10 protein-coding genes are annotated in these 14,456 nt (G+C 69.4%); 4 read left to right on the forward strand and 6 right to left on the reverse strand.

Features of this window, described 5'->3' with window-relative positions:
• Positions 1-70 precede the first annotated feature (70 nt).
• Entirely contained in the window at positions 71-3,811 is a 3,741-nt protein-coding gene (locus tag D6718_01285) for a hypothetical protein (protein ID RMG48704.1), read from the reverse strand.
• Positions 3,812-3,941: 130 nt separating this feature from the next.
• On the opposite strand from D6718_01285, the gene D6718_01290 reads away from it, so the two are divergent.
• Positions 3,942-5,240, forward strand: a complete 1,299-nt coding sequence (locus tag D6718_01290; protein ID RMG48705.1) for a Xaa-Pro dipeptidase — start codon at positions 3,942-3,944, stop codon at positions 5,238-5,240.
• Positions 5,241-5,261: 21 nt separating this feature from the next.
• On the opposite strand, the gene D6718_01295 is transcribed toward D6718_01290, so the two are convergent.
• The 5 genes from D6718_01295 to D6718_01315 are packed head-to-tail and all read right to left on the reverse strand — an operon-like array spanning position 5,262 to position 8,581.
• Positions 5,262-6,017 carry a hypothetical protein gene (locus D6718_01295; protein RMG48706.1) on the reverse strand — a complete coding sequence of 252 codons (756 nt, stop codon included), beginning with the start codon at positions 6,015-6,017 and terminating at the stop codon, positions 5,262-5,264.
• A 27-nt stretch (positions 6,018-6,044) separates the two neighbouring features.
• Positions 6,045-7,799, reverse strand: a complete 1,755-nt coding sequence (locus D6718_01300; GenBank protein RMG48707.1) for a membrane protein insertase YidC — start codon at positions 7,797-7,799, stop codon at positions 6,045-6,047.
• 19 nt (positions 7,800-7,818) lie between these two features.
• On the reverse strand, positions 7,819-8,193 hold the full coding sequence (gene yidD / locus D6718_01305; GenBank protein ID RMG48708.1) for a membrane protein insertion efficiency factor YidD: 375 nt from the start codon (positions 8,191-8,193) through the stop codon (positions 7,819-7,821).
• A complete protein-coding gene (rnpA, locus tag D6718_01310; protein ID RMG48732.1) occupies positions 8,067-8,450 on the reverse strand; it encodes a ribonuclease P protein component in 384 nt (127 codons plus the stop codon). Before rnpA ends, yidD begins: the two co-directional genes overlap by 127 nt.
• A complete protein-coding gene (locus D6718_01315) occupies positions 8,447-8,581 on the reverse strand; it encodes a 50S ribosomal protein L34 (GenBank protein RMG48709.1) in 135 nt (44 codons plus the stop codon). Before D6718_01315 ends, rnpA begins: the two co-directional genes overlap by 4 nt.
• A 470-nt stretch (positions 8,582-9,051) precedes the next feature.
• Here D6718_01315 and dnaA point away from each other — a divergent pair, with 470 nt between their 5' ends.
• The 3 genes from dnaA to gyrB all read left to right on the forward strand — a co-directional run bounded on the left by dnaA (position 9,052) and on the right by gyrB (position 14,453).
• Entirely contained in the window at positions 9,052-10,380 is a 1,329-nt protein-coding gene (dnaA, locus tag D6718_01320; GenBank protein RMG48710.1) for a chromosomal replication initiator protein DnaA, read from the forward strand.
• Between the two features lie 267 nt (positions 10,381-10,647).
• Positions 10,648-11,766: a DNA polymerase III subunit beta gene (gene dnaN / locus D6718_01325; GenBank protein RMG48711.1), complete on the forward strand. Its 1,119-nt coding sequence runs from the start codon at positions 10,648-10,650 to the stop codon at positions 11,764-11,766.
• 233 nt (positions 11,767-11,999) lie between these two features.
• On the forward strand, positions 12,000-14,453 hold the full coding sequence (gyrB, locus tag D6718_01330; protein ID RMG48712.1) for a DNA topoisomerase (ATP-hydrolyzing) subunit B: 2,454 nt from the start codon (positions 12,000-12,002) through the stop codon (positions 14,451-14,453).
• Positions 14,454-14,456 lie beyond the last annotated feature (3 nt).

Consider the following 14,456-nt stretch of genomic DNA (forward strand, 5'->3'; position numbering starts at 1 on the left):
GGGCGCACCCACGCCCGCCCGGCGCGAACGCGCCCGCCGGGCAGGCATCCCGAGGCGGGCCCGGGAAAGCTCACCGGGCGCACGAATCGACCCGGTCGGGCGGGTAGCAGGCGGAGTCCGGGTGAGGGCGCTCGGTGCCGGAGGAGTCGGGGCCGAAGCTCCCCTCGAAACCCCCGTCGTTCGGAACGACGAGGAAGAAGTCGGCGGGGTTCGGGCCCGCGGGAAGCACCGCGCTCGTTCCGGAGACCGAGCAGAGGCCCGGTTCGGGTGCGGCCGAGCCGATTCCCGCGCGAAGGTCTCCCCGGTAGAGCCCGTAGGCGGTCCCGCCCCCGCAGTCCGCCTGCCACGAAAGCTCCAGGTCACCCGCCGGCGTCCTCGCCACGGTGACCCCCTCGGCCGATCCCGGAGACGGCACGGAGAACGGCTCGCACGAGGTGCGCAACACTCCCCGCAGCTCGACGTCGTCGACGTTCCAGCCCGACCACATCAGCCCGCCGTCCGTCACGAGATGGAAGCGGAACCGGAAAGACGGGTTCCCGTCGGCCCACTGGGAAACGTCGTAGGCGGGGAGCACCCAGGCGCCATCGTCGTTTCCATCGCTGGCGCTGAAGATGGGCACCCACGTCTGGCCGTCCGCGGAGACCTCGACGGAGGCGGTGTCGCCGGGCGCGACGGTGAGCCAGCGCTCGAAGCGAAGCTCGACGGAGGCCGCTCCCGAAGCGTCGATCGGCGGCGAAGTCGCCGTGGAATCGACGAGCGCCTCGTAGTTGCCGGGCCAGCGTCCCAGTCCGCTCAGATCGTTGCCGAGGACGTTCGCGCCTTCGAACGCGGCGTCCGGGTCAGGGCTCGGGGGATCGCCCCCCGGGGGAGCCGTGCCGCCCCCGAGACCCTGGGGCGGACCGATCTCCCACTCGCCGCCGCCTTGGAAGCTCCAGCCGGTGTCGGTCTCGAATCCGTCGCTGAAGAACGTCTGGGCGGGACCCGCTCCGCCGACGAGCAACCGGATCACGCCCTCTTCGTCAGGATAGACGTTGGCCGGATCGGATGACCGGATCGACACGAGGTCGAAGACGATCTCCTCGCCGCAGGGGAAATCCTGCCCGATTCGGAAGCGGTAGGCCGGCTGCCCCGCCGCGGTGGCCCCGACCGCGATGTCCCCGTAAGCCGCGCTCCCGGTGAGGATCGAGACCGGCCCCGGGGTCGCCGCCCCGACGCGGAGGTCCGCCTCGGCTCCCACCGCGGGTTCGTTGCCGTCGTTTCTCATTTCTACGGTGAACTCCCAGGTCTCCCCGGGATCGAGCGCACCATTCCCGTTGCCGGTGACCTCCACGAGTCCGACGTAGTCCTGATACCGCAAATCCGGGCCCGTTACGGTGATCGACTTGTCCACGGTTTGGGGACAGTCGGCGGAGTCCCGGACCTGGAGGCGAACGATTCCCTCGTAGGGGACGTGGTACGTGTGCACCGGGTCGGCCTCGGTGGAATCGGTGCTGCGGTCGCCGTCGAAGTCCCACGCGTAGCTGTAAGGGGGCCCCGCTCCGCCGCTCACGGTGCTGTCGAACAGCACCGCTTCACCGACCCGCGCGGGATTCGGCGTGATCGTGAAGTCGGCCGTCGGCTTGACGCAGCTCGAGCCGGTGGCGCCGGTCACGACGAGCGAGAAAACCGAGTCCGCTTCCGGCGTGTCGAGGTACTCGTCCTGGTTGATCTCCGCCGCCGTCACCTCGGCCGTCCAGATCCCCGGCTCCGGATTGCGGACGAACACGTTCTCGACGGTGTTGATCGTGTCGGGCGCTCCACCGTGAATCGACTGCGTGCCGACGTCGAGGCCGTGGTTCCCGTAGTACACGGTCCCCGACGGCGAGGTCACCTTCAGACTGAGGTCGTTGATCCTGTGGAGCGTCGCGGCCGTGGTGCCTGGCGGATCGGGGTAGACGAGCGTCACCCGGAGCTCGGCCTCCCCCGCCGCGACGTCGAGGTCATAGCTGGCCGTTTCGTTGAAACCGAGCGGCCGTCCCCAGTCGACGATGAAGCTGCGGTCGGCGGTCTGCTTGGCGTACACGAGATCGGGGCGGCCCCAGCCTTGGTGCATCCGCGTCAGATCGTCGGAGGTCCCGCTGAACGGGTACTGCTGAGCCGTGTTGATCAGCAGCGCCTTGATCGTCGAGAAATGAGGCTGCCTTTCGAAGACGGTCGTTCCCGTGGGGTGCGTGTTCCAGACGTCTTCGGACCACATCTGCACCAAGATGCCGAGCGCACCCGCAACCTCGGGGGTCGCGGCGGAGGTGCCGCCGAAGTTCGACGTGTAGCCGTTGCCGGTCGTCGTCGTGTAGATGTGATCGTACCAGTAGCAGACATCGGGTTTGATCCGCCCGTCCTCCGCCGGACCGATGGAGGCCCCTCCTCCCCAGTTGTCGTCCGAAGTGTCGAGCGTGTCGTGGTGCTTGATCCCGCCCACACTGATGATGTTCTTGGCCCAGGCTTGCGGACGGCTGTCCTGGTTGCCGGCATTCGACTGCGACTGCGTGATGGCGATGTCCAGCCTCCAGATGATGTCGTCCATCTCGTGCGACTTGCTGTTGTAGCTCCTGGTACGCGCGCTGCCCCAGGAGTTGGTCTGGAACGAGGCGTAGTACGGCGGTCCCTTCAGCTCCTGCGTCTCGGCAAAACGGTCGCCGAGGTTGCCGTAGTCGGCGAAGATCCCCTGCGCGCACGGGAGGTGACCGGTCGCCTTCGCCTTGCCGTCCCCGTCGCGGTCGCCGTTTCCGAACACGATTCCGTAGGTGCTGGTTCCGTGGCTCGCGGTGTCGTGCGGGCCGTGAAGCATGATCCCGTCGAAATCCTGGTGCGTGTCTTCGATGCCGGCGTCCATCACCTCGCCGTGCACGCCCTGGCCGCAGTAACCGAGGTTGTTCTCGATCCAGTTCGTCCCGGCGTCTTCGCGCACGAGATCCATGTCGGTCTCGGGCGCGCTCCAAGGATCGATCCACACGACGTCGTCGTGGCGCGCCATCGCGGCCAGCTGGGAGGGGGTCACCGTCAGCTCGACGATGTGGCCGTTCGGCCACGCCGCATCGATGCGGGCCCCGAGACGCCGGGCCGCCTCCACGATGCGCCGCTTGCCCGGCTCACCCCACTCCGCCGCCATGACGTTGACCCGCAGCCGATCGTCCGGCGACGCGCCGGAGAGCCACTCCCGCACCTCCCGCGAGATCCGGTACCAGGGATGGTAGGGAGCGATTCTCGCCACGAAGGGCAGGCGCGCGACCGCACGGACCGCCGCCTCCCCAGCCCGAACCAGGTGGGCGTTGTGGGGGAAATAGGCCAGGATCCGGCCTCCGGCGGCCTCGACCGCCGACCGCCATTCGGGGATGCTCACCGTCTCGAACTGAACCAGCCAGAGGCGCGACGCGGCGTCGGCGGCGAATCCGGGCGCCGGTGCCGGAAGCGGTTCGTCCGGGCGCGTGGCGCCGTCCCGCAGGCGCAACTCGGTCTCGAGGCGCCGGGACGCCGTCCACTCGAGGGGCTCGCCCCGCGCCACCGAGAACCACCGTTCCCCGTCCTCGGACCAGGTGGCGAACAGAGCCGACCCGTCGGGGGCCGCGCCCGTCCGTCCCGGGCGGACCGAGGCGCGCGTTTCGCGCAGGGTGGCGCTGCGCACCGTCCCGTTCTCCTGCCACGTGACCTCGATCCGCGTCGTGGGGCCGTCCTGGTGGATCGTCAGCGACGGGGCTTCCGCCGCCCGCGCCGCGGCGGGCGCGAGGACGAGGGCGAAAGCGGCGACGATCCGGTGGAGCCGTCCTGGAATCATCGGGGACCTCCTGGCCGCTGCCGGGTGAGCGGGCCGGCCGTAATGTACTCTCATCGGTCCGGGGAGGATCCGGCAGCGGCGGGCGGGACACCCGGCCGGGGCTCCGGTCCGTCACCGATGGGGGAAGGCGATGACCGACAGCGAGCTGTATCGCGACCATCTGGCTCGTTTGGATCAGATCGTGACGGAGGCCCTGACCCGCTGGCCGGGAGACGCCGTGCTGTTCCACGCCGGGGAGGAGCGAACCTATCCGGGCGACGACCAGCCGATCCCGTTCCGGCCGTCGGGGCACTTCGCCCGCTGGGTCCCGCTGCCGGGCCCGGGGCACTTCGTCCTCGCCCGTCCGGGACGCCGGCCGCTGGTGGCGCGGTTCGCTCCGCGCGACTTCTGGTTCGAGCACGCCGTCCCCGAGCCGTCCTACTGGCAGGAAGCCGTCGACCTCGTCGAGTTCGAGTCGGCGGACCGGGCCGCCACCCTCCTCGACGGAACCGGCCGCGTCGCCTACGTGGGCGGGTTCCCCGACGCCGCACGGCGTCTCGGTTTCGAGGAGGAGCGGATCAACCCGCCGGAACTCGTCGCCGTTCTCGACTGGCACCGCGCCGTCAAGACCGCTCACGAGGTGGCCCTGGCGGAGGAGGCCGCGCGGCGGGCCGCTGCCGGGCACGAGGCGGCCCGGCGGGCCTTTCTGGAGGGGAAGCCGGAGCGGGCGATCTACTGGGCTTTCCTCGAAGGCTCGGGCATGCTCGAGCGGGAACTCCCTTTCGAGCCGATCGTGGCGCTCGACGACCGCGCGGCGATCCTGCACTACCAGAACAAACGGCCCCGAGCGACCGGCCGCGTCCTGCTCCTCGACGCTGGCGCCGGTTGCGACGGCTTCGCCTCCGACATCACGCGAACCACCACGTCTCCGGACGCCGCCCCCGAATTCGTGGCCCTCGTCGGCGCCCTCGACCGACTGCAGCGCCGCCTCGTCGCCATGGTCTCGCCGGGACGCCCGTATCCGGAGATCCACGCGGCGGCGGTGGAAGGGGTGGCCGCGATCCTCGTCGAAGCGGGGGTGCTGCGCCGGCCCGACCCGTCGGTGGCCCGCAGGTTCTTCCCGCACGGCGTCGGACATCACCTCGGCTTTCAGGTCCACGACGTGGGCGGGCATCAGGCGGGCCCCGCAGGCGGCACGGTGGCGCCGCCCGACGAGGATCCGTTTCTCCGCAACACCCGCCGGCTCGAGGAAGGCCACCTCGTGACGATCGAGCCGGGAATCTACTTCATCCGCGACCTTCTCGAGCCATTGCGCTCGGGTCCGGAGGCGGATCTGGTCGATTGGACTCTCGTCGACCGGCTCGCCGGCCACGGGGGAATCCGGATCGAGGACGACGTCCTGTGCACGGCGGAGGGACCGCGCGACCTGACCCGCCCGCTTCTCGACTGATCCGCGCCGCCCGCGGAGGGCTCAGGAGCCGCGTTTCGGCGCGATGTTGAGCTGGCGCTTGAAGCCCTTCCCGGTGGAGAAGGTCCTGATGCCCTCTTCGCGGGCCAGGGCGAGGTGCACCACGCGGCGCTCGTACGGGCCCAGTGGGGGCATCCGCCGGCGCTGCCCTGTCCGCCGCACCTCCTCCGCAAAGCGCTTCGCCTGCTCGATCAGCTCCGCTTCGTGCTTCGCCCGGTACCCGGCGGCGTCGATCGAAATGGCGGCGTCCCGGCGGCCGTCCCGCAGCAGGATGCGGTTCACCACGTACTGGAGCGCGTCGAGGCCGGCGGCCTCGTCCTCGGTCAGCAGGCTCGCGTCCGCGCCGACCAGGTTGACCCGCATCCCGACCTCGTTCTCGGTCACGCCGTCGATCTCGAGATCCAGGTCGAAACCGGTGACGAGGGCGCGGACCACGTGCTCCACCACCGCCCGAGGATCGGTGACCTCGGGACCGGGAACCAGCGGGGGCAGGTCCTCGGCCGCCGCTCCGCGCTTCCGTCCGCGGTCGCGCCGCGGCCGCTCCTCGCGCGCGCCGGTGTCGGGAGCCGGGCGCGCTCCCGGCTGGGGCCACGCCTCGATCTCCACCATCGCCGAACCCGGCTCGTCGAGAGGGCCCACGACCGGCCTGTGCAGCACCTCGTAGCCGATGTCGCGCCGCGCGAGTCCGAACTTCTTCCGCGCCGCCGCGAGCGCTTCTGCGAGATCCCTGCCCGTGAACCGTTCGCGTTCCTCGCTCACCTGCCGTTCCCCCTGCGGCCGCCTGCTTCAGGCCGCCCGCGCCTCCGCCTGCCTGTTGATGACGAGCTGCTGCAGGATCGAGAGCACGTTGTTCGTCAGCCAGTAGAGAACCAGTCCGCTGGGAAGCCAGACGAAAAAGTACGTGAACATGACCGGCATGAACAGCATCATCCGCTGCTGGGCCCGCTGTTGCGGGTCTTCCACGCGGGCGGTGCTCAGGAGCTGCTGCAAGAACATCGTCGCGCCCATCACGATCGGGGTGACGAAGTAGGGATCGGGCGCCGACAGATCGCGGATCCAACCGAACAGCGGCGCGCCGCGAAGATCGATGACCACCGTCAGCACCGAGTACATGCCGTACAGAACGGGAAGCTGGAGCAGCAGCGGAAGGCAGCCGGCGACGGGAGCCATCGGGTTGACGCCCTCCTTCTTGTAGAGGGCCATCATCTCCTCCTGCATCCGCCGCCGCGATTCCATGTCGCGCTTGTCTTTGTACTTTTCCTTGATCCAGCGGATCTTCGGCTGGAGCTTGGCCATCTTGGCCTGCGTCTGGCGCATCTTCACCAGCGACCGCTGGGTCAGGGGATAGAAAGCGAGTTTGATGAGGGCGGTGAGGAGCACGATCGCCGCGCCCCAGTTCCCCACCCATCCGTGGAGGAAGGCGAGCACCCGGTACAGCGGTTCCGCGATGAAGCGGAAACGTCCCCAGTAGAGCAGGGAGGGCAGAGGGGCTCCGAGGCGCGCCCCCGCCTCGGCCAGCGCTCTCGTCGACTTCGGGCCCGCGAAAACCATCACGTCCGAAGCGCCCACCCCGATCACGGGCTGGTACGAGGTCCCTCCCGCGATCTCCGCCGGGACCACGCGCGCCACTGCGGACGACGGCCGGGCGGGGACCAGCGCGGCCGCGAAGTACTGGTTGTCGATCGCCAGCCACCGCGGGGCCCCCCGGGCCGGCCAGACGAGACCGCGGGTGAGCTCCGCGAGGCGATCGGCACCGGCGGACTCCGCCTTCCGCGCGAGGTGGTCCCGCACCGTCCGCCCGCCGTTCGGGTAGACGACGTCTCCTCGATAGCCGTACCGGCTCGCGCGTCCGGAGTCGAGCCGGTGCGCCACTCCCGGCCCCCAGGTGAGCATCGCCTCCGGATCCGGCACCCCGTTCCGGGTCACCGACCAGATCACGCGCGCGAGAAAGGGGGAGTCGGGGGGGAAATAGATCGTCTTTTCCACCGCGAGCCCCGCCCCGTCGGCCCAGCGGAAGCGCACGCGCTCGGTCCCTTCCGGCAGGTCGAGGCGCTCGAGTTCCTCCGGCGCCGCGCGGGCGCGCTCCGTGAGGTACCACGCCGCGTTCACGCGCCGCGTCTCCTCCTCGTCCGGGAGTTCGATCGTGAGCGGCAGGCGGTCGAGGAGCCGCTCTTCCGGCGAAACGATGTCGATCGGCGGGGAGTCCGGGTCCCCCGCGTCGCGCCGGTGCTCCAACAGCCGCCAGGAGGCGATCCGTCCCCCGCGCGCGGTCAGTTCCACCACGTCCCCGGCCCGTTCGATCCGCTGCTGGGGTTGGTCAGGAGGGCCCTCCACCGCTTCCGTCGCGGCCGCCGGGGGCGGCGCGGGGGCGGGGACCTCGGGGACCGGTACCTCCTCCTTCGCCTCCGGGGCGGCCGTGGCGGGCGCTTCGGTGGGTTCCGGCCGGGGCCGCTTGTCGAGCACCAGGCTCTTCCACGCGGTCATCAGGAGGAAGGCCAAAGCCACCGCGAGGATCGTCCGCAGCATCATGTCCCGGTCCATCGCGTTTCTCCCGGCGCCCTCAGGCGCGACGCGACGGCGGGACGGGCCGGCGCGGAGGAAGGTCGAGCCCGGTGCGACTGAACGGGTGGCAACGCGCCACTCGCCGCACCGCGAGAAGCGTCCCGCGAATCGCCCCCCACTCCTCGATCGCCATCTCGGCATAGACGGAGCACGAGGGCAGGTACCGGCAGTTGCGGCCCAACCAAGGCGAAACCAGCAGGCGGTAGCCGCGGATCAAGGCGAGGAGCAGGACCGACGGCGCGCGGGTCAGGCCTGCCGCCCTTCCCGCGCTAGCTTCCTCTCCGCGCGCTTCACGAGACGCTGCCACTCCGTTTCGATCTCCCGATATCCCGCTTCGCGGGCTTCGGCCCGGACGTTCACGACCAGGTCCCATGATGGCATCCGGTGCCGGTGGCGCCGGAACACCTCGCGGACGAGCCGCCTCAGGCGATTCCGCACCACCGCGCTTCCCAGCCGGCGCGTCGTGGTGATCCCGAGCCGGGCTCCGCCCTCCCGACGGGGAACGACGAACAAGACGAGCAGCGGGCCCGGTACCCGGACTCCCCGCTCGTAGACGGCGAGGAACTCCCGCCGCTTGCGCAGGCGCGCCGCCGGCGGGAACGTCTCCCGCGGTCTCCGCCCGCCCGTCAGATCGCCAGGCGCTTGCGGCCCTTCCTGCGGCGGCGCTTCAGCGTGCGCCGGCCGCCGACGGTCTTCATCCGCGCCCGGAAGCCGTGCGTTTTTCTGCGCTTGCGCTTGTTCGGCTGGAACGTTCTTTTCATCGCGCAAAGCCTCGAACCTCGGCTGCCGCCGATGGGTGGTGGTCTCTTGCGGTCGCACCGCCAGGTCCAGGCGGCACCCGGAAGGCCACGGCAGACTCGTTCGGCGAGGCGCCGCCGCGCCGCGGATTCCGCAAAGCGGCTAGCCTAGGAGCGCCGGCTACCCGTGTCAAACCGGCGCCCCCACCCCCGCCGCCCTTGCCTCGCCCGAACCGCTGGTGCTAGCCTTCGCTCCTCACCCACAACGAGCGCGGCGGCCTGCGTCACCCCGTTCCGGGGTGCACGGCCCTGGCGGGTGTCGCCGGATGGAGACGAGGTGCACGACCGGGGGGAACATCCCGGCACCGGATGTCTCAAGTTTCTGAAAAAAAGAAGCTTAGGGCAAGGGCTCACGCCTCCACAGTTGTGGAAAACGTGTGAGCTTTCGCCGCGGCGTGCCGGTCGATCCCGGCCCGGCGCAAGGGGATAGGCCTGTGGAAAACGGTGCTGCGCAGCCGGCCCTCGGGGCCTCCGCCTGGGACCGCGTTCTCGCCGCTCTCCGGCCCAAGCTGGGGCCCGGGACGTTCGACACGTGGTTCCGCCCGACGAAGCTGCTCGGGGTCGAGGGGAACCGACTGCGGGTCGGCGTGCCGAACGAGATGTTCGCCGAGTGGCTCCGGACCCAGTACCTCTCAGCCATCCGCTCGGCGCTTCCCGACGCGGGTTTCCCCGGCGCCGACAGCATCGAGGTCGAGTTCGTCGCGCCCCGGCCCCAGCCTGACAGTCCTCCCGTCCCCGACCGGGAGCCGGCGCGCCTCAATGCGCGGTACACGTTCGACAACTTCGTCGTGTCGTCCTGCAACCAGTTCGCCCACGCCGCGGCGCTCGCCGTGAGCGACCAGCCCGGGCGGACGTACAACCCTCTGTTCCTCTACGGGGGTGTCGGGCTGGGCAAGACGCATCTCATGCAGGCGATCGGCAATCGGCTCCTCGAGCGGCGTCCCGAGATCCGGCTGCGCTACCTGACCTCGGAGGAGTTCATGAACGAGCTGATCGCCGCGATCCGCTTCGAGGACACGCCGCGGTTCCGGGAGCGATACCGGTCGGTCGACGTGCTCCTCGTGGACGACATCCAGTTTCTCGCCGGGAAAGAGAGCACCCAGGAGGAGTTCTTCCACACCTTCAACGTCCTCTACGACGCCGGAAAGCAGATCGTCATCACCTCCGATTGCCCGCCGCGCGCCATCCCGGGCATCGAGGAGCGCCTCCGCAGCCGTTTCGAGTGGGGATTGCTCGCCGACATCCAGCCGCCGGATCTCGAGACCAAGGTCGCCATTCTCAACAAGATGGCGTCCTCCCGCGGCTGGGAGCTGGCCCCGGAGGTCGCCCTGTTCATCGCCGGAAACGTTCACAGCAACGTCCGGGAACTCGAGGGCTGTTTGACCACTCTCATCGCCAGCGCGTCGATCCAGCGGCGAAAGCCCGACCTCGAGCTGGCGCGGCGCGTGGTCCGCACGCTGGTGCCGGAGGAGCGCCAGCCGGTGACCCTCGACGCCGTCATCCGCGTCGTCGCGCGCCGCTTCGGGCTCAAGGTCTCGGAATTGAAGAGCCGAACCAACGCGCGGAGGATCGCCTATCCCCGCCAGATCGCGATGCACCTCGGCCGGAAGGTGGCCGGAGAGAGCCTTCAGGCGATCGGGCGCGCCTTCGGCAACATGCATCACACCACGGTCCTCCACGCCGTGCGGAAAATCGAGCGGCTCATGAGGGAGGATCCGTCCGTCCACAAGCTCGTGTCCGAGCTGGAGTCGGACCTCGGCTGACATGCGCCGCGGCGTGCACACCGTCCACCCACAGCCGCCGAGGATCGGATGTGGACGCTGCGCTCCGGGACCGAATCGAGACCCGTTCCACCGGACCGAGTCCGCTTTTCCTCACCCGGCGGTTCCCCTAAGACCTTTGCGGAGAGCCGGTTCGCGGCCGTTCCACCGCGTGCACAGCCCTGCTGCGGCTTCTACCACGGTCACTCCCTGTCAGGTTATGCTTGATCACCGCTCCGCCCGCGCCGCGCGCGGCATTCGAGGTTTTCCATGAAGATCACCATCGACCAGGGTGCCCTGCTGGCCGAACTCAACCTCCTCCAGGGGATCATCGAGAAGAAGGCCACCCTCCCGATCCTCTCCAACGTGCTCCTCACCGCCGAAGAGGGAGGCCGCCTGCGTCTGGCGGCAACCGATCTCGAAATCGGGTTCCGGTCCGCCGTGCCGGCGACGGTCGAGGAACCGGGCTCGACCACCGTGCACGCGAGGAGGCTCCACGAGATCGTCAGGCGGCTGCCGGCGGGGAACCTCGGCTTCCGCCTGCGGGAGGGACGCCTGCAGATCCAGATGGAGCGCATCCGGTACAACCTCGCCACGATGGATCCCGCGGAGTTCCCCGCGCTCCGGGAGCGGAAGGGCGACCCGTCGGCGGAGGTGGAGGCTCCCGTCCTGGCCGACATGATCCGGCGGGTCGTGTTCGCCATAGCGGGCGAGGATCCCCGGTACTCGATCGGGGGGGCGAAGTGGGAGCTGGAGTCGGGCGGCCTGACGATGGTCGCCACGGACGGCCACCGCCTGGCCCGCGTCAGGCGGCCCGCCGGCGTGCGGGGAAAGAAGCCGGTGGAAATGGTGGTTCCCAGGAAGGCCTTGGTGGAGCTGCAGCGGCTCGCCGCGGACGCCGAGGACCTCGTCGCCGTTTGGCCCCAGGAGAACAGCATGTTCGCGGAGATCGCCGGCAGGGAGGTCAGCACGAGCCTCCAGGAGCCGAGGTTTCCCGACTACCGGAAGGTGATCCCCCAAGCCAACGACAAGGTCTTCACCATCGGAAGGGAGGCCTTCCGCAAGGCGATCGAGCGGGTGGCCGTCCTGAGCCAGGAGCACACGCACCTGGTCAAGCTCGAGCTCGAGGAGGGGACGCTCAGGGTCTCCGCCACCAGCCCTCACCTCGGCGACGCGGTGGAGGAACTCGAGATCGAGTATCCGGGACCGGCGTTCGCCATCGGTTTCAACGCACAGTACCTGCTCGACTTCCTCGCGGTCGCCGGCACGGACCGTGTCCGCGTGGCTCTGGGGGAGGCGATGGGGCAGGGGCTGTTCCAGCCGCTCCGGGAGGACGGGGCGGACGCCGGGCTGCTGGACGATTACGTCGTCATGCCGATGGCCCTCTGAGCCGCGCGGCGCGCCCGCGGCGGGCGGCGTCGTGCCCGCGCGGGGGGATGGCGGCGGGGCCCCGGACGTGCGAGAATTCGGCGAACGAAAGGCTTGACGTTCCGGGACTTCGGACCGCCGGCGAGGCTGCGGGACGGCGGACGCCGAGCCCGGAAGGCCGGCGACCGCCCGATTCCGGAGGCGGCAGCGGAGATCCCGCCGCCGGTCCCGGGGACCGCGGCGGACGAGGGGATATGGCGGAACACGAGGAGCGGACGGCGCCGGTGATCGCCGGCGGCGAGGAGCGGGGGCCGTCGGACCAGTACAACGCCGATTCGATCAAGGTCCTCAAGGGTCTCGAAGCGGTCCGGAAGCGTCCCGGGATGTACATCGGGACGACCGGGATCGACGGGCTGCACCACCTCGTCTGGGAGGTGGTGGACAACTCGATCGACGAGGCCCAGGCCGGGCACTGCAACGAGATCTCGGTCACCGTTCACGCGGACAACTCGATCACCGTCATCGACAACGGCCGCGGAATCCCGGTCGACCTCCATCCCGAAATGGGCCTCCCCGCCGCGCAGGTGGTGATGACGCATCTGCATGCGGGCGGAAAGTTCGACAGCGGCGCGTACAAGGTCAGCGGCGGGCTCCACGGCGTCGGCGTGTCGGTGGTCAACGCGCTGTCCGAGATGCTCGAGCTGGAAATCTGGCGCGACGGCCGCGTCTACCGGCAGGAATACAGCCGCGGCGTCCCGGTGAGCGAGTTCGCGCAGACGGGGACGACGACCCGGCGCGGCACGAAGATCACGTTCCGCCCGGATCCCGAGATCTTCGAGACGCTCGACGTCTCTTACGAGGTGCTGGCCCAGAGATTCCGCGAGCTCGCCTTTCTCAACCGCGGTGTCAGGATCACGCTCAAGGACGAGCGCGGCACGAGACCGCGGGAGTCCACCTTCCACTACGAGGGCGGCATCGCTGAATTCGTGGCCCATCTGAACCGCAACCGCCAGGTCCTTCACGAGCAGCCGATCATCATCGAAGGGCGGCGCGACGACGTCATCGTCGAGATCGCGATCCAGTACAACGACTCCTATCAGGAAACGGTGTTCGCCTTCGCCAACAGCATCAACACCACCGAAGGTGGAACGCATCTGTCGGGGTTCCGCGCGGCCCTCACCAGGACGCTGAACGCCTACCTCCAGGCCGAGAGCCCGCGCCTGCCCAAGGATCTCCGCGACGTGCAGCTCTCGGGAGAGGACGTGCGGGAAGGGCTGAGCGCGGTGGTCTCCGTGAAGGTCTCGCAGCCCCAGTTCGAGGGGCAGACGAAGACGAAGCTCGGCAACTCCGAGGTGCGGGGCGTGGTCGAGGCGATGGTCAACGACCAGCTCGGCCGCTATCTGGAGGAGCATCCCCGGGAGGCCAGGAACATCCTTTCCAAGGCGGTCCAGGCGATGCGCGCCCGGGAAGCCGCGAGAAGGGCGAAGGAGCTGACGCGCCGAAAAGGGGTGCTCGAGTCGGGCTCGCTTCCGGGGAAGCTCGCCGACTGCCAGACCCGGGACCCGGAGGAGGCGGAGATCTTCCTCGTCGAGGGCGATTCCGCCGGCGGATCGGCGAAACAGGGGCGCGATCGCCGGTTCCAGGCGATCCTGCCGCTGCGCGGCAAGATTCTGAACGTCGAGAAGGCGCGATATGACAAGATGCTCTCCCACGAGGAGATCCGCACGATCATCACCGCCCTCGGCTGCGGGATCGGGAGCGACGACTTCGATATCTCGAAGCTGCGCTACCACAAGGTCATCTTGATGACCGATGCGGACGTCGACGGAAGCCACATCAGGACCCTTCTTCTCACGTTCTTCTTCCGGCAGATGCGGGAGCTGATCGAGCGCGGCCACCTGTTCATCGCTCAGCCGCCTCTGTACAAGGTGAAGCGCGGGCGCACCGAGATGTACCTGCGCGACGACAAGGAGCTCGACGCCTTCCTCGTCCGCAAGGCCGCGGAGGAGCGGATCGTCCGGTCGGCCGACGGACGGGAGTGGTCGGGCAACGCCCTCGTGAATCTCCTCGAGCAGATGGTGGAGTTCAGGAAATACAGAGACGCTCTCGAGCGGCGCGGCTGGCCGGGAAAGGTGGTCGAGCTCCTGCTGGAGGAGGGCTTCGCGACGAAGGAGGACTTCGCTTCCGGGGAGCGGGTGGAGGCCCTTTCCCGGCGGATCGCCGAGATGGGACACGAGGTCGCCGGAATCGACCGGGACGTCGAGCACGGCGTGTTCCAGATCCAGGCCATCGCCCTCGATCACGGGCACCGCGCCTACGTCGTCAACGACGAGCTGGTGATGTCCGGCGAGTACCGCCAGCTGCGGGCGCTGTACCCGCATCTGAAACCTCTCGGCCGCTCCGATATCGAGATCGTCGCCGGGTCGTCCGTCACGAAGGTGGGTTCCCGCCGCGAACTGCTCGATCGTCTCCTGGAGGCGGGGAGGCGCGGGGTGGTCGTGCAGCGTTACAAGGGTCTCGGCGAGATGAACCCGCAGCAGCTTTGGGAAACCACGATGGACCCGGCGCGCCGAAGCCTCCTGCAGGTGACGGTCAACGACGCGGTCGAGGCGAGCGACATCTTCACCGTGCTCATGGGTGACGCCGTCGAGCCGAGGCGGCAGTTCATCGAAGCCAACGCGCTGGATGTCCAGAATCTCGACGTCTGATCG

The organism is Acidobacteriota bacterium (assembly GCA_003696075.1).
In the GTDB taxonomy this organism is placed as follows: domain Bacteria; phylum Acidobacteriota; class Polarisedimenticolia; order J045; family J045; genus J045.